Consider the following 15,649-nt stretch of genomic DNA (forward strand, 5'->3'; position numbering starts at 1 on the left):
TGATCTTATGGACGATCACTCTCCTGAGGAAACCACACAAGAACAGACCGGGTTCGATAAGCTTGTCACCAAGCTGTATCGGCCCGGTCCTCTTATTGCCTTCTTTTCCGTCGTGTTCCTGGCCCTTGTGTCGCTGGGAATTTTTATCCTGACGAAAGAGACGCCCCCTCCCCCTGTGTTGCCCCCACCCGCTGCTCAAGAGGCTCCGGTTGAGACCAAGGAGTATGAAGAACCCACTTCAGAAATGGAAGATTGGGTCAAGCAGGCAGATCTGGCCATCATTCAATCCATGCAGGATTTGGGATTGAAGATGAGTAATCTCGATCTGGTGGACGTTGAACTGCGTCAGCTGGATGGCCGAGGGTATCACTATCAGATTCTCCAAATGCCCAAGGTTGATGACAGGCAGCATTTTCTGATCACTTTGAGGAAGCGCCTCTATGAGCGCCTGCCTGATGCCGTTCTTTTGGATAATGGTGACAATGAGGCCATGGTGGAAATAAATGGTCTGCCGACCCATCGCCTGCTGCTTGAGGCCAAGCCCCGTGTCATTGCCATTCCCGAAGTCAAAGGCCCCAAACTCGCTATTGTCATTGATGATGTTGGCGAAAATTATTCTGTACTCAAAGGATTGATTCGTCTCGATCTTAACCTGACGTTTGCCGTCTGGCCCAATGCAAGTTCAACCAGAGCCTCGGTGGAACTCATCAGTCAGAACAGGCATGATCTGATTGTACATTTCCCAATGGAGCCTATTGGATATCCTGCTGTCAACCCAGGGGATGACGCCTTGTTCGTGACCATGAGTGCTGCCGATATCAGGAAGCAGGTCCAGGCCAATCTCCAGAAAATCCCCGAAGCCATCGGGGTCAACAATCATATGGGGTCGCAATTTACAGGCAATGCTCAGGGGATGAGAGTTGCTCTGGAAGAATTCAAACGGCATGGTCTGTACTTTCTTGACAGTTTAACCTCTTCGAAGAGTGTAGGCAGAAAAGTCGCGAAATCCGTGGCTATTCCCTTTTATGAAAGGGATACCTTTCTGGACAACGTCAAGGATGTGGATGCCATCGTTCATCAACTCAAAAAGACCGAACGGGTTGCCCTGACCAAGGGGACAGCCATTGCCATCGGACACCCCTATAAGGAAACTCTGGCCGCGCTCAAAAAATGGAGCAAATCCAGAAACAGAACCATTCAGATTATTGCTCTATCGAGACTCTCTCCAGAATAAATTTCTGCAGTTTTAATGTGCATCTAAATGCTCATTTGCACTTTTTTGTTCCTAATTTGCACCTTTTTGTTGCACATCAGGCTGTAGTGTGTTTTTACACTCCCACATTTTTTAAAGAAAAAGTGTCGATGTGTAACAGTCTGTTTTTGTTATTATATTCCAAAAGCTGTATGTAGATATTTGAAAAACTCCCAAAATTGTTTAAATAATGTTATGAATAAATGCGGATATTTGGCGCCTTTTTATTGCTTTGAATTGTTCCTGAGTGTAAAAATCAATTTAAGCAAATATGCAGAGTTGACGATAAGAAGATGAGCCATACGGTCCATTTTTTGCTTAATATCTACCCGATATTCAATTTATTGGCGAAAACCGATGACAAACGGGCCGAACAATCGGCAAGAATGAGGCTTTTTTGAAATGAGCAAAATCCTCGAACAAGATGAAGTAGATGCCCTGCTCCGGGGACTTTCCGGCGGGGATGTCGAAACAGAGACTGAGATACCGGAGGATGATACCGGCGTTGTCGCTTTTGACCTGGCCAACCAGGACAGGATCATTCGCGGTCGTATGCCCGTCCTTGAGATCGTCAACGATCGTTTCGCTCGTTTGTGCACAAATGCCTTGGCCAACACCATGCGCAAACGTGTGGACATCAACCCCATCTCCATCGACATGTCAAAGTTTGGAGACTTCATGCGCTCGCTGCCGGTGCCCACCTCCATATCCATTTTCAAAATGGATCCGCTACGCGGCAACGCATTGCTGGTTGTTGACTCCCGCCTGGTCTTCGCATTGGTTGAAAACTTTTTTGGCGGAGCTGGCTCCCAGCCCAAAGTTGAAGGTCGTGACTTCACGCCGATCGAACAGGCCATTGTCGAGCGCGTGGTCAAGATCGCTCTGGCAAACATGGAAGAATCCTGGAAACCGGTCCATGAAGTGCATGTCGAGATGGTGCGCACAGAGGTCAACCCCCAGTTCGCCGCCATTGTTCCACCTTCGGATGTCGTGATCGTGGTTACGTTCGAGGTTGAACTTGAAAACGCCATCGGCTCTCTTATCGTGTGTCTGCCCTATGCGACCATGGAACCTATCCGTTCCAAGCTGCATGCCTCTTTCCAGTCGGAACGTCTGGAAGTCGACCATGTCTGGATCAACCGGTTCAAGGAACGGCTCATGGAAACTCCGGTGGAGATTGTTGTCCGCATGGGAAAGACCGCCATCAGCGGCCGTCAGCTTCTTTATCTGCAGGAAGGGGATATCATTCTGCTGGATACAGACGAAGACGAATTGCTGGAAGCGGAAATTGAGGGGATCCGCAAATTCCGTGGCCTACCTGGCCGCGTCAAAGGCAATAAGTCCTTTCAGATCGTTAAAGAGGAAGAGATCAGATTCTGATACATCTTCACTATATATTGTTCCAAGGGCCGCATTTCGCGGCCCTTTTTTTGTTCTCCGAATTGAAAACACCTTGACTTTGCACCCTGCTGTTGTTCAACTTCCACTCTCAATTAATTCGAGGAGGGATTCATTTCATGAAAAAGATATTACTGACCATGGCAGCGCTCCTGCTGCTTACGGCACCATCCTTTGCCGGTGACCACTACACAGTCTCTGTCACACAGATAGTAGAACATCCCGCGCTGGATGCCATACGAAACGGTGTTATCGACAGATTGAAAGAGAAAGGCATCGACGCTACGTTCAACGTGCACATTGCCCAGGGAAACTCGGCAACCAACGTGCAGATTATCAGTCAGATAAAGGGCGAAGAGCCTGATCTCGTCCTGGCTATCGCCACTCCCGGCGCACAGGCTGCAGCCCAGAAAATCAAAGATCGCCCCATCGTTTTCACTGGTGTCACCGACCCTGTTTCAGCCGGCTTGGTCAAAGATCTCAAAAACAGCGGAAACGGCAACGTAACCGGCATGTCCGATTTCAGCCCCATGGACAAACATGTGGCTTTGATCAAAGAAATTGTCCCTTCCGTGAAAACCATTGGTGTCATTTACAACGCCGGTGAGCCCAACTCAGTGGTGCTGGTCAATGCGCTTACAGAACAGGCCACTCTTGTCGGCCTTGGCGTTGAAGAGGCGACAGTCGCCAACTCCAGCGGAGTGTATCAGGCGGCGAAAAGCCTGGTCGGACGCTGTGACGTTGTTTACATCCCCACTGACAACACCGTTATCTCTGCCGTGGAGTCCGCAGTCAAAGTCTGCTCTCAGAACAAATTGCCTTTGATTGTCGCTGATGTCGATTCAGTTGCTCGGGGCGCCATTGCCGCTGTTGCTGTCGATTATTACAGAATGGGCTTGCAAACAGGTGATATGGCTGCAAAAATTCTGGCCGACGGTGTGAAAGCCGGCGACATGCCGGTGGAGTTTCTCAATGATCTCAAGCTGCATGTAAACAAGAAAGCCGCTGCGGCCATGGGTGTCACCTTGCCTGAGGACATCATCGCCCGTGCAGATAAGGTTATTGAGTAGGCTCTGCTCAATTTGCGTATTGTCCCTAATAAGTATACAAGGCGCGTTGTCTACAACGCGCCTTTTTTTGCCCTTTTTCCAACGGGCTGAAATGTAATGTCTTCTTGATACATCAGGAAAGGAATATGACCAGTTACGCTTTATTTGGAGCTCTTGAACAAGGATTTGCCTACGGCCTTATGGTTATCGGCGTTTATCTGACGTTCAGAGTGCTTGATTTTCCGGATCTTACCGTTGATGGCAGCCTGCCTCTCGGAGCATCCGTATCCGCCGTGGCCATCACCGCCGGCTATTCTCCCTTCCTGGCTGTGCTTATGGCAACCGGCGCCGGATTTATTGCAGGGATGGTGACCGGTATACTCAATACCAAATTCAAAATATTACACTTGCTTGCATCCATCCTGACCATGATCGCGCTCTACTCCATCAACCTGCGCATTATGGGGCGGCCCAATATGGCGCTGCTTGGTCAGGACACCGTGGTAGACTGGTTCAACAACCTTACCGGGTTGCTTCCACAATATTCGACCCCACTCCTTTTCTGCATTATCAGTATTATCGTCATTCTCATATTGATATGGTTTCTGCACACGGAAAAAGGGTTTGCTTTTCTGGCTACCGGGGACAACAAGCAGATGATCACCAGTCAGGGGATTAATACAGACAATGTCATCATCTTCGGCGTCGGCTTGTCCAACGCCCTTGTGGCGACATCCGGCGCACTCGTAGCACAGAATCAGGGTGCGGCAGACGTCAACATGGGTGTGGGAACCATCGTAGCAGGGCTGGCTTCTGTAATCATTGGTGAAACCGTGTTTGGCGACAAGACCATTAGTCGAGCGCTTATTGCCGCCCTGCTTGGTTCTGTTTTGTATCGTATTGCCATTGCCTTGGCTCTCGGACTGAAACTTGGTGCTTTTTCCATTACTCCCAGTGACTTGAATTTGATCACAGCGACCTTGGTTGTCTTTGCTCTGATCATGCCCAAAATGAAGAAAAAATTCCTCGCCGGGAGGTCTGCATGATTTCCATTACAGGTGTAACCAAATCATTCAATAAGGGTGACGTCAACGAAGTGACCGCACTCAACGGCGTCAACCTGGAAATACAAGATGGCGATTTCATCACTATCATCGGCTCAAACGGTGCAGGAAAGTCCACTTTTCTGAATGCGCTTGCCGGATCATTCTACACGGACTCCGGCAAGATTGTTCTTGAGAACACAGACATTACCAAGTGGCCGGAACATAAGCGTGCCGGCATGATTGGTCGCGTGTTTCAGGATCCGTTGCTTGGAACCTGTGCCGGAGCCACCATCGAACAGAACCTTGCCATGGCCAACAAACGCGGTATGTCTCGCAGTTTGCGTTTGGGTATCAAGGCCAAGGACCGTGAATTCTTCAAAGAGAAGCTGGCAGTATTGGGGCTTGGGCTGGAAGATCGCCTCAAAACGCACACAGGGCTCCTCTCTGGCGGACAGAGACAGGCATTGACCATGCTTATGGCGACGCTAGTTCGTCCTCGCCTGCTCCTGCTTGACGAGCATACGGCCGCCCTGGACCCGAAGACAGCAGCCATGGTTCTGGACTTGACCGAAGAAATCGTCAGCTCGCAGAATCTGACCACCATGATGGTGACACACAACATGAATCAGGCCATCAGCATGGGGAACAGGCTTATCATGTTCCACCGCGGTCAGGTTGTCATGGATATCAGTGGCGAAGAAAAACAAAATCTCAAGGTCGAAGATCTCCTCAATCGGTTCTCCGAGTTGCGTGGCGGTGAGGGAGTCTCTGACCGTATGTTATTGAGTTAAGGCCCGCGGGGGCTGGCCTTATGGCATGGATTGGCAAATCCATGTCAATGTGTATATGAACAACAATTAATGGAGGCTCATATGGCTATCGAAAAAACCTTTTCCATCATCAAGCCCGACGCAGTCGAGCGCGGTCTCATTGCTGAAATCCTGAAAATGATCACCGATTCCGGTCTGAAGATCAAAGGCATGAAAATGATCCACATGGATCGTGCAAAAGCCGAAGGCTTCTACGCTGTTCACAGCGAACGTCCTTTCTTTGGCGAGCTCGTGGACTACATGATTTCCGGTCCGGTTGTGGTTTCCTGCCTCGAAGGCGAGAGCGCCATTGAAAAGTACCGCGCTCTCATGGGTGCCACCAACCCTGCCGAAGCTGCCGAGGGCACCATTCGCGCCGCTTATGGCCAGGATATCCAAAACAACTCCTGCCACGGTTCTGACGGTCCTGACACTGCCAAGACCGAGGTAGCCTACTTCTTCAACGACAACGAGCTGGTGGGATAATGACTAAAAAACTCGGGTTCATAGGCGTTGGCAACATGGGCTCAGCCATCATCAAGGGGCTGGCTTCTCGTGACGACATCCAGTTGCATGGTTTTGACCTGGACAAGGAAAGCCTTGCCAAACTGGGCAAGGATTATGGTCTGGTGTCGCATGACACAGCCGTGGATCTGGTCAAGGCATGCGACTATATTGTGCTGGCAGTTAAACCCCAGCACGCCGAACCCGTGGTCAAGGAAGTCACAACAGAGCTGAAAAGCTCCACGTGCTTCATCTCCATCTGCGCCGGTATCACACAGGCAAAATATGAAGACTGGACCGAGGGCAAGTGCCCTGTAGTCAGAGTCATGCCCAACACCCCAGCCCTTGTGGCCGAAGGTGTTGCCGCCATCTGTCTGGATGACAAAAAGCTTACGGATGACATGAAAGTGTTTGTACCCGAGGTTTTTGAATCCATTGGCCAGTCTCACATTCTGCCCGAAAAGCTCTTTGATGCCTTTACAGGCGTGATCGGCTCCGGGCCTGCCTATGTCTTCTATTTCATGGAAGCCATGATAGAATCCGGCGTTGCACTCGGTCTTACCCGGCCACAGGCAGCCGAAATGGTCAAAGGACTTTTCCTCGGTTCTGCCAAACTGGCCAGCGAGTCCGATTACTCCGTTTCTGAACTGCGGGAAATGGTCACCTCTCCTGGAGGAACGACTATTCGTGCGTTAATGCATTTTGACCGTCAGGCGGTCAGAGGTGACATTATCGACGGCGTGTTCGAATCATATATGCGAAGTATCGAACTCGGAGAGTAAATTCATTTAAAAAGGGCTTCTTATGAAGCCCTTTTTTTATGTTATAATGCCATTGTTATTCCCGACTTTATAGGTCAGAAATTGGGCTGGGTTTTGATACAAATTTGAAGCGGGAGTTAGGCATGGACACATCACTTATTACAGCAAGCGGACTTATCTTTTTAGGTGCGCTCATCATGCTCGCCAATATTCTCAGCTATCAACAGAACATTAAGGAAACAGACAGATATACAAGCACTCAAGATGATAAGACACGACATTTCATCAGAATCCATCATCTTTTCATGGCATTTTTCCTTTTAGGGTATCTTGGTGTTTTATATCTTTTCATGACGAAAGTTCACACATTAAGCGCCCTTTTTGTTTCGATCATTTTTTTGTTCGGTGCGATCTTCGTTCATATGAGTGTCGTCATCCAAAAAAGGATGTTTCGGCTTCTGCAGGCAAAAAATGATCACCTTGAACATGAAAGAACTCGGCTTATTTCCATAAACAATCAACTGCAAGAAGAGATCGACGGCAGAATCAAGGCAGAACAATCAGATCAAAAGAAATCCAATTTCTTGTCGTTGGTATCCCACGAGCTGCGAACACCACTGACCTCCATATTCGGATTTACCAAATTGATCAGTAAAGGAGTGGCCAATCTTCCTCAATCCATTGATGGGCAAAATATAGACAAGATCAAGAAAAGGATGGCCGAGAACCTGAATATCGTCAGTAACGAGTGTTGCAGACTCACCCGTTTAATCAACAATGTTCTGGATTTGGCCAAAATTGAATCAGGCCAGATGGAATGGTTAGACACAGATATATGTCTGAAAGATGCAGTAGAATCAGCGCTCAACTCATTGGCGGGGATGTTCGTCAACAATGCAAAAGTGTATGTTTGCATCGACATACCACAGGATGCTCCTGTCGTACGCCTTGATGCAGATCTGTTTACCCAGGTGCTCATAAACATTATCAGCAATGCGGTAAAATTTTCGGAAGAAGGAGAATTGAGCGTACGCATGTCATCTCATGAAGAAGGCGTACTCCTTTCTATTACGGATCAGGGCCAGGGGATTCCTCAAGAGAACTTGAGTGATATATTCGACAAATTCTACATAGTAAGAAGCGGTGATACTCTGGGTGAAAAGCGCCAGGGAACAGGACTCGGTCTTCCCATCTGCCAACAGATCATCAAGCATTATAATGGGCGGATATGGGCTGAATCCAATATCGGAGAAGGCAGTACATTTCATATCCTCCTCCCGGATGCAATTATTGTCGAATAATTAAAACACTAATCGCAACAAACCAAGAAGTGGAATAAGAATACAGGCGGTCAGAAAGCCTGTCCAACGGCACAGCCCCAACAATAGCTGGACCTTTTCTTTTGACCACTCAACGCCTTTCAAACCGAGTATGGGCTTTTCCTTGATCTTGCCGAAATAAACGGTACTGCCGCCCATCTGCGCTCCCACCAACCATGCGGCTGCCGCCATGGGCCACCCTGCGTTAGGGCTTTCCATCTTCCTGGCGTCAAAAACAAAATTCGACCACGCATCCTTGAAATTCAGTCCTCGAATTTTACCCACGAGGATCATCAGACAGGCGGTTATTCTGGCGGGTATGTAGGCAAGAACATCATCCACCCTTGCCGCCCCTTCTCCCAGGTCCTTGTATTTTTCCGTCTTATAGCCCCACATTGAATCCATGGTGCTGACGGTTTTGTAGACCCAGAGACCACCAACGCCGCACAGAAGAAGATAGAAAAGCGGTGCTACAAAGCCATCATTGAAATTTTCACTGAGGGTCTCAGCCAGAGTCCTACGGAGACCATTCTCATCGAGCGCTTCTGTATCCCTGCTCACCAACAGGCCAAGCTTTTGCCGAGCCTCTTCAAGGTTCCCTTCATCCAGTAAATTGGCGACCTTGTTGGATTCATTGAGCAGACTGCCCAGTGCCAGCCCTGCATAGGCAAGGTATAGGACGATGATGACGCCGACATAAGGGATGGACGCGAGCGATTTCGTGACAACCCAGGCTAGTCCTGAAAAGAGAAAAATTGCTCCCCACCCTGTCGGACGCAGGTTTATATCAATATCGCGCGCGGCTTTTTCAAACATATCTAACCCTTTGCCAATAAGCCGAACAGGATGAGGCAAAGAATGGGGATCGCCGAATACACGGTCGATAACAATGGCCAAAACCGGAATGATGAACGCGTAGTATATTTCCATATTCAATAAAAAAAGGGTCGAGAAGCAGAACTCCTCGACCCGATTGGTTTTTAATTTTCGAAGTATGACCTAAGCAGTGCGCTCCGAACCGGGTGACGCAGCTTCCTGAGGGCCTTGGCCTCAATCTGTCTGATACGCTCACGAGTGACGTTGAAAAGCTTACCGACCTCTTCCAGAGTGTGGTCGGACTTTTCACCAATGCCGAAGCGCTTCCTGAGTACCTGCTCCTCACGTGGAGTCAGGTCAGACAGGACTGAGGCAATCTGCTCACCGAGTTTGGTGGAGACCACCTCTTCAGCAGGCGCAGTGGCCTTCTTGTCTTCAATGAAATCGCCAAGGCTGGAATCTTCCTCGTCACCGATTGGCGTCTCAAGAGAGATAGGCTCTTTGGCGATCTTGAGAACCTTTTTGACCTTTTCAAGCGGATAATCCATACGCTCCGCAATCTCTTCGGGAGAAGGATCACGACCCAGTTCCTGTACGAGATACCGAGAGGTCCGGATAAGCTTGTTGATGGTCTCGATCATGTGCACAGGGATACGGATCGTCCTGGCCTGGTCCGCGATGGCACGGGTGATGGCCTGACGAATCCACCATGTGGCGTACGTGGAGAATTTATATCCACGCTGGTATTCGAATTTATCGACAGCTTTCATCAAGCCGATGTTGCCTTCCTGAATGAGATCCAGGAATTGCAAGCCTCGGTTGGTGTACTTCTTGGCAATCGACACAACCAGACGCAGATTGGCACGAATGAGCTCCTGCTTTGCCCGCATGGCCGTGCTGTTGCCGGACTTGATGCGCCACAGCACCTCTTCGAGGTCGTGGACAGAGTGACAGCACTTGTCCTGAAGACGATTCATGATCTCCAGCTTACCTGCGAGCATTTCCTTGAAGGAGAAGAATTCCTCCACGGTCATGCCAAGTGTGTCGGCAGCCACAACGGGGTTGATCTCGCGATCGTCAACCTGTTTGAACAGTTCTTCTATCTCAGTCTTGGTTTGTCCCACAGAGAGGATATATGCTGACAAGTCGCGCTGGCAGTTGTGCATCTGGCGCACATAGTCATTAACTGTCTCGATAATACGATCAATCAGTGTCTTTTCCAGCTTGATGTCGCGAAGACGCGTGACAACCTCTTCCTTGAAATCAAGGATTTCCTTCTGGACACTGTAGACGCGCTTGTCCAGGCACGCACAGTAGTCAAGCTTGCCATACAGTTTTCTCTTCTTATCGTAGAGGTCTCTCACCTCACCGAGCAGATGGATGACGCGCTGGCGCTGGTTCATTTCATCTTCGGAAGGATCATCTTCTTCAATGGTTTTGACCACGTCCTTGAGCTTGATATATCCTTCATCGAGGTCATGCCCCACATCAATGAGCTCTTCGATAGCCACGGGAACTTCAACCAGAGAGTAAAGAACGTCCATTTCGCCATTTTCAATCTTCTTGGCTATGACGACCTCACCTTCCCGGTCCAGAAGCGGCACAGCGCCCATCTCACGCAAATACATGCGTACCGGGTCTGTGGAGCGAGAGGCATATTCCGTGGAATCTTCCTCCTTTTCATCCAACTCCAGTTCCTTTTCAGGATTGAGTTTTTTGCCGCTATCTTCGGAATCCACGATGGCAATGTCCATCTGGTCGAAAATGGCGTGAATCTCTTCCAGTTGTTCCGGCGAATTATAGTCGGATGGAAGAGCTTTGCTCAATTCTTCATATGTGAGAAATCCCTTTTTCTTACCTTCGGCAATAAGGGTTTTTATCTGTTGAATTTCTTTAATGTTGCTCATCATCCCTCCTGCGAGATTCCTTCAAGGCCAAGAGTTCAAGTGCCCGCTTGGTGTCGCCTGTTTCCTGCGCCTGACGTATGGCCTCAGTGAGCTGACGTCTGTTCATTTCATCTTTACCAGACGAGATTTTGTTACAAATATGCTGCCATTCGTTCAACAACTCCCGACCGGACAAAATGTTTGCCCGCATTTCTTCGCGGCATCTGATGTAGAAGCTTTTTTCCTGGCCACCCAACAGATCTGCTATCTGGCCTGGTTGCGCATTGACCAGCTTCTCCCACAATGCCTTCGCCCAATCAGTGCGAAGAATACGATCAAATCCTCTTTTGGATAGTTCCGGCACATAATCCGGATACTGGATCGGAAACTGTAAAAAGTACCGATCGTCCTTATCATCCTTGCCTACACCCATTACCGGTGCCTGCTGAGGAGCCTGAGTCTGTCGAGGCTGCTGTTGTGTGTTGCGTGGCGGTGCGCTTACACCGGCATCACGCCTGAAGTCAGCCTCTGATAACCCGAGCCCTGCAGCCAACCGGGGCAGGTAATATGCCCTCAAGGATGCATCGGCCAAATCCGACAAAAAACTTTTGGCCCAAGCCATGATTTCCCTTGGCGCGAAAGCCGTGCGCAAAGTATTCATGCAATACGCCAAACCATCCGGGGCCTCATTCATGCAAGCCTCGAATCCATCCGCTCCCTGAACCTGAAGCAGACTATCCACATCTTCCCCATCCGGCATGATGACCACTTTGCAAGCCACACCCTGCAACAGGATCATTCTGCTGGATTTCATGGCGGCCTTATGGCCGGCTCCATCGCCATCAAAAACAAGATCAATACGCGACACAAATCCAGCCAACCTTTTAACCTGTTCAGATGTCAGGGCAGTTCCCAAAACACCACAGGCGTCAGTGTAGCCGAATTGATGCAGCGATATCACATCCATGTATCCTTCGGTCAGAATGGCTCGTTTTGTTCGAGTCATAGTGGACCGTGCCAGATTCAACCCATACAAGTGGTCGCCCTTCTTGTAGATGGGAGTATCCGAACTGTTCAGATACTTGGGTTCTCCATCTGTAATAATTCTACCGCCAAAAGCAATAACCTTCCCTGATAAATTCTGAATGGGAAAAATCAATCTTCCACGGAATCTATCGTAAATATTACCTTTTTCGTTTTTTGACAAAAGTCCGGCTTCGACCCCTTGATCAGGATTTCGCCCTTTTGATTTCAAAAAATTGTCCAAACCATGCCAATCGTCAGGACTATACCCCAACTGGAATTTGTCCATGACGTCCTGTGTCATACCACGATCAGTCAAATATTTTCGACAAAAATCTCCAGAGGCTACACGCAAATTCCGCTGAAACCACTGGCTGGCTTCCTCATGCATGGCAATGAGCATCTGTGTACGGGCTTTCCGTTCAGCTGCATGCGGGTCATGGGGGACATGTGAGAGCTCGATCCCGGCCTCGGCAGCCAACTGCTCAAGAGCCTCCCGAAAATCCAGCCCATTGATACGTCCATAAAAATCAATGACATCACCTGAGGCCTGACACCCAAAGCAATAGAAAAATCCTTCGTCATCATTGACGGACATGGAAGGTTTGGTTTCCTGATGGAATGGACACGCCCCCATAAATCGGCCTGAAACGGGTTTCAGGTCTACATAACGGCGCACTATGTCCGAGATATTGATTCGGGCCTTGACAGCCTCGACACCACTTCTGTCCACCAAGCGTCTCCGTCGATTACTTCAATTTCACTTCAGTCATGCCATCCCCACCCCGATCTTCGGGTGCCAGGGAAAACGTCTCAACCGCCGGATAGTATTTAAGAAAATTATGGACTTCACGTCGCAATGCCCCAGTACCGCGACCATGAACGATCTCCAACTTGCCAGCACCCTTGCGCAAAGCGCTATCCATGGCCCGCTCAAGTTCGGCAATAGCCATATCCGCCCTGTTTCCCCGAAGGTCGACTTCTACCACAAGATCGTTTGGCGAAGACACTGGTTTTGCGTTTTTGAAGGGCGCCTTCCTTGTCTTACCAGCCGGACCGAGATGTTCCGCCTTGACCCACATGGCTACACCGCCGATATCGACTTTGGCCTGCTTTTTCTTGGTGTTGACTTCAAGCACGGTACCGATCTTGTTCCATGCCAGATACGACACTTTCATGTTCGGGACAATATCATTGAAGGCAAAGGAGGCAACTTTTTCTTGTGATGCTCCCATATCTTCAACTTTCATACGAACCTGAGACAATTTTTTACGGGCCTCTTTTCGACTGATTTTGTCAGCCTGCCACTGTTTGACCAGGTCCTGAGTGCGTGTCTGAATATCCTTGAGAAGTTTGGTCCGCTCCTTCTCAAATTTTTCTTCCAGTTTGGCGCGCTTCTGCTCAATCTTTCCCCGTTCCCTTTCAATGGCATCCAGTTCGTCTTCGCGTTTCACGGCCATTGCATTGAGTCTGTCGAGGACAGAGGATGTATCGGAACCATCCAGCAATAAATACTTTTCGGCACGAGTGAGAATTTCTTGAGGGAGTCCATGCTCTTTTGCCACATCCAGTGCGATGGATGCTCCCACCTGGTCGTAGGCGAGCTTGAACAACGGCTTCTTTGTACTCGGATCAAACAGCACGCTGGCAGCACGAACGGCTTCGGTGGCCATTGCATACGCCTTCAGCGCCGGGAAATGGGTTGCCGTAAAGGTTGTAGCCTGCCGTTCAACCAATGAATCAATCACGGCCTGAGCTAACGCGGCGCCCTGCGTAGGATCGGTGCCAGCGCCAAATTCGTCGAGAATGAACAGAGAACGGCTGTCAACATGCTCCCATACGCGTTGCAGATATTGAATCTGCGCCGTGAATGTGGACACATTTTCTTCAAGGGATTGCTCATCACCCATGATAACAAATATTTCAGTCCAGAACGGCAGTCGACTGCCCTCGGCCACAGGCACAGGCAGACCGGAAAAGGCCATCAATCCAATGAGGCCCACGGTCTTGAGACAGACCGTCTTACCACCAGCGTTGCCTCCGCTGACAATCATGGCCTTCTGGCCATCCAACAATCCTATGCTAAGAGCCTGAACAGATTCTTCTGCCAGGGCCAACAGAGGGTGCCGAGCCTTGAGCAGGTTGGGCGCCCCTTCTTCCACTACTTCTATAGTGCGACCGTCGTACTGATTGGCCAGTTGCACCTTGGCCATGAGAACATCCATAACAACAAGCGCCTGATATGCTCCAGCAACCTCTTCCCGTTCTGTACGAACGAGATCGGTCAGATATTGCAGCACCTTGTACTCTTCAGCGCGCTCTTCACGCTTGAGTTCCTGAAGCTTGTTGTTCGTCTCAACAAGAAAAATTGGTTCGAAATAGCAGGTCTCACCCGTCTGTGAATAGTCGTGGATGATGCCTTTGGTTTTGTTCTTGTAGTTTGCCTTGATGGGCAGCACATAACGGTCTGACGAAACCGTCATGTATTCATCCTGCATGGCCTGGGCCATGTTCTCCTGCAAAATGAAGTCTTTGACCCGCTTGGTGCAACGTTGATGAATGGAACGAATTTCCTGCCTGACAGCCAATAGGTCGGGCGAGCTTTCATCTCGTATTTGCCCTTCCGCATCCAGGCAACGGACAATGCCGGAAATAGTCTTTTGGGGCCATGCATAGTTGAAAAGAGTCGTGTGAAGCGTATCCCATTCCCGATCCTGAAAACGTTCAAGGGACTCCCTGGCGTTTTTGGCTATATCAAGAATGATACGTAAGGCAAAAAGCGCATCCTGATCCAGGACCGCCTGATCACTGTCCAGATGGGGAAAGATGCCTCCCATCTCGGGGAATGGCGTCAACTTGAAGCCGGACTCCCCTACCCACTGGGCTGCCTGTTCAAACAGAACGGACGCGTTCCGCACGTCTTCACATGATTTAAACGGGCTGATCTCCAGGCACGACTGAGCCCCGGGTTCGGATATGGCGAAACCGGATAATGCCCCAAGGATCTTGGGAAACTCCAATACATGGAAAGTTCTGGACTCCATAAGTGAGTCGCGTCCTTGGAAAGTTAGGAGAGCTTGGACTTAACCAGTCCACTGGCTTTCTTGCCGTCCACCTGCCCCTGGTGGGCGGAAAGGACAGCTTGCATCACCTTACCCATGTCAGCCATGGAGGACGCACCGAGGTCGGCAATGGCCTTGTCGACCGCTGCATTCAACTCATCATCGGAAAGTTGTTTGGGAAGATATACTTCAAGCTCGACAAGCTCTGCGGCTTCGATCTTAGCCAGATCTTCTCTGTCAGCTTTCATATATTGATCGTATGAATCTTTGCGTTGCTTGACCTGTTTTGCAATAAGATCAAGAACGACTTCGTCCGCGAGGGACTCAGCCTTTTCATCGACCAAACGGTTTTTAATGGCCGTCTTGAGATGTCTCAAGACGGCCACTTTTACCGTCGATTTAGCCTTGTAGGCCTCGATGTAGTCTTTGTCTATTTGTTTAAAAAGACTCATGTCTACATGTTGCGCATTTTACGCATCTTTTTAGCAAGCCTTTTCTTGGCGGCAGCTTTCTTTTTCTTCTTCTGCACGCTGGGCTTTTCGTAGTGCTGACGCTTTTTCAGCTCGGACAGAATTCCGGCCTTCTCGACCTGCTTCTTGAAGCGGCGGAGAGAGATGTCGAAATTGTCATTTTCATCAAAGTAAACGCCTGGCAAAGTAAATCACCTCCTCGGTGAACTGCCCGCATGTTTTGGCGGGCTAGCGAAATAAGAGAACTTACATAT

At 49.5% G+C, this 15,649-nt stretch carries 14 protein-coding genes; 8 read left to right on the forward strand and 6 right to left on the reverse strand.

Features of this window, described 5'->3' with window-relative positions; translation table 11 throughout:
• Positions 1 to 7 precede the first annotated feature (7 nt).
• The 8 genes from SRBAKS_RS02325 to SRBAKS_RS02360 all read left to right on the forward strand — a co-directional run bounded on the left by SRBAKS_RS02325 (position 8) and on the right by SRBAKS_RS02360 (position 8,120).
• Positions 8 to 1,234 (forward strand): divergent polysaccharide deacetylase family protein, encoded by a 1,227-nt coding sequence (locus SRBAKS_RS02325; protein WP_229593213.1) that lies wholly within the window; start codon positions 8 to 10, stop codon positions 1,232 to 1,234.
• A gap of 420 nt (positions 1,235 to 1,654) precedes the next feature.
• Positions 1,655 to 2,632, forward strand: coding sequence for a flagellar motor switch protein FliM (gene fliM / locus SRBAKS_RS02330; protein ID WP_229593215.1), 978 nt, complete (start codon positions 1,655 to 1,657; stop codon positions 2,630 to 2,632).
• 137 nt (positions 2,633 to 2,769) lie between these two features.
• Complete coding sequence (locus tag SRBAKS_RS02335; RefSeq protein ID WP_229593217.1) at positions 2,770 to 3,720, forward strand: ABC transporter substrate-binding protein; 951 nt, start codon at positions 2,770 to 2,772, stop codon at positions 3,718 to 3,720.
• A gap of 125 nt (positions 3,721 to 3,845) precedes the next feature.
• Entirely contained in the window at positions 3,846 to 4,745 is a 900-nt protein-coding gene (locus SRBAKS_RS02340; RefSeq protein ID WP_229593220.1) for an ABC transporter permease, read from the forward strand.
• A complete protein-coding gene (locus tag SRBAKS_RS02345) occupies positions 4,742 to 5,536 on the forward strand; it encodes an ABC transporter ATP-binding protein (protein WP_229593222.1) in 795 nt (264 codons plus the stop codon). Before SRBAKS_RS02340 ends, SRBAKS_RS02345 begins: the two co-directional genes overlap by 4 nt.
• An 81-nt stretch (positions 5,537 to 5,617) precedes the next feature.
• Positions 5,618 to 6,040: a nucleoside-diphosphate kinase gene (gene ndk, locus SRBAKS_RS02350; protein ID WP_229593224.1), complete on the forward strand. Its 423-nt coding sequence runs from the start codon at positions 5,618 to 5,620 to the stop codon at positions 6,038 to 6,040.
• A complete protein-coding gene (gene proC, locus SRBAKS_RS02355; RefSeq protein ID WP_229593226.1) occupies positions 6,040 to 6,840 on the forward strand; it encodes a pyrroline-5-carboxylate reductase in 801 nt (266 codons plus the stop codon). The genes ndk and proC overlap by 1 nt, the downstream gene beginning before the upstream one ends.
• Before the next feature lie 122 nt (positions 6,841 to 6,962).
• Complete coding sequence (locus SRBAKS_RS02360) at positions 6,963 to 8,120, forward strand: sensor histidine kinase (protein WP_229593228.1); 1,158 nt, start codon at positions 6,963 to 6,965, stop codon at positions 8,118 to 8,120.
• On the opposite strand, the gene cbiB is transcribed toward SRBAKS_RS02360, so the two are convergent.
• The 6 genes from cbiB to rpsU are packed head-to-tail and all read right to left on the reverse strand — an operon-like array spanning position 8,121 to position 15,580.
• Entirely contained in the window at positions 8,121 to 9,068 is a 948-nt protein-coding gene (gene cbiB, locus SRBAKS_RS02365) for an adenosylcobinamide-phosphate synthase CbiB (RefSeq protein ID WP_229593230.1), read from the reverse strand.
• Between the two features lie 50 nt (positions 9,069 to 9,118).
• On the reverse strand, positions 9,119 to 10,861 hold the full coding sequence (gene rpoD / locus SRBAKS_RS02370; protein WP_229593232.1) for an RNA polymerase sigma factor RpoD: 1,743 nt from the start codon (positions 10,859 to 10,861) through the stop codon (positions 9,119 to 9,121).
• Entirely contained in the window at positions 10,848 to 12,596 is a 1,749-nt protein-coding gene (dnaG, locus tag SRBAKS_RS02375) for a DNA primase (protein ID WP_229593234.1), read from the reverse strand. The genes rpoD and dnaG overlap by 14 nt, the downstream gene beginning before the upstream one ends.
• A 16-nt stretch (positions 12,597 to 12,612) precedes the next feature.
• Positions 12,613 to 14,907: an endonuclease MutS2 gene (locus SRBAKS_RS02380; protein WP_229593236.1), complete on the reverse strand. Its 2,295-nt coding sequence runs from the start codon at positions 14,905 to 14,907 to the stop codon at positions 12,613 to 12,615.
• A 23-nt stretch (positions 14,908 to 14,930) separates the two neighbouring features.
• Positions 14,931 to 15,377 (reverse strand): GatB/YqeY domain-containing protein, encoded by a 447-nt coding sequence (locus SRBAKS_RS02385; protein ID WP_229593238.1) that lies wholly within the window; start codon positions 15,375 to 15,377, stop codon positions 14,931 to 14,933.
• 2 nt (positions 15,378 to 15,379) lie between these two features.
• Positions 15,380 to 15,580 carry a 30S ribosomal protein S21 gene (rpsU, locus tag SRBAKS_RS02390; protein WP_229593240.1) on the reverse strand — a complete coding sequence of 67 codons (201 nt, stop codon included), beginning with the start codon at positions 15,578 to 15,580 and terminating at the stop codon, positions 15,380 to 15,382.
• Positions 15,581 to 15,649: the final 69 nt, after the last annotated feature.

This window comes from Pseudodesulfovibrio sediminis (assembly GCF_020886695.1).
In the GTDB taxonomy this organism is placed as follows: domain Bacteria; phylum Desulfobacterota; class Desulfovibrionia; order Desulfovibrionales; family Desulfovibrionaceae; genus Pseudodesulfovibrio; species Pseudodesulfovibrio sediminis.

Excerpts from the sequence above, each read along its gene's own strand:
- SRBAKS_RS02325 (WP_229593213.1), top strand. The coding sequence starts at position 8 with ATGGACGATCACTCTCCTGAGGAAACCACACAAGAACAGACCGGGTTC.
- SRBAKS_RS02385 (WP_229593238.1), bottom strand. The coding sequence starts at position 15,377 with ATGAGTCTTTTTAAACAAATAGACAAAGACTACATCGAGGCCTACAAG.
- SRBAKS_RS02360 (WP_229593228.1), top strand. The coding sequence starts at position 6,963 with ATGGACACATCACTTATTACAGCAAGCGGACTTATCTTTTTAGGTGCG.
- SRBAKS_RS02380 (WP_229593236.1), bottom strand. The coding sequence starts at position 14,907 with ATGGAGTCCAGAACTTTCCATGTATTGGAGTTTCCCAAGATCCTTGGG.
- SRBAKS_RS02345 (WP_229593222.1), top strand. The coding sequence starts at position 4,742 with ATGATTTCCATTACAGGTGTAACCAAATCATTCAATAAGGGTGACGTC.
- SRBAKS_RS02335 (WP_229593217.1), top strand. The coding sequence starts at position 2,770 with ATGAAAAAGATATTACTGACCATGGCAGCGCTCCTGCTGCTTACGGCA.
- SRBAKS_RS02340 (WP_229593220.1), top strand. The coding sequence starts at position 3,846 with ATGACCAGTTACGCTTTATTTGGAGCTCTTGAACAAGGATTTGCCTAC.
- rpoD (WP_229593232.1), bottom strand. The coding sequence starts at position 10,861 with ATGAGCAACATTAAAGAAATTCAACAGATAAAAACCCTTATTGCCGAA.
- cbiB (WP_229593230.1), bottom strand. The coding sequence starts at position 9,068 with ATGGAAATATACTACGCGTTCATCATTCCGGTTTTGGCCATTGTTATC.
- ndk (WP_229593224.1), top strand. The coding sequence starts at position 5,618 with ATGGCTATCGAAAAAACCTTTTCCATCATCAAGCCCGACGCAGTCGAG.
- proC (WP_229593226.1), top strand. The coding sequence starts at position 6,040 with ATGACTAAAAAACTCGGGTTCATAGGCGTTGGCAACATGGGCTCAGCC.
- fliM (WP_229593215.1), top strand. The coding sequence starts at position 1,655 with ATGAGCAAAATCCTCGAACAAGATGAAGTAGATGCCCTGCTCCGGGGA.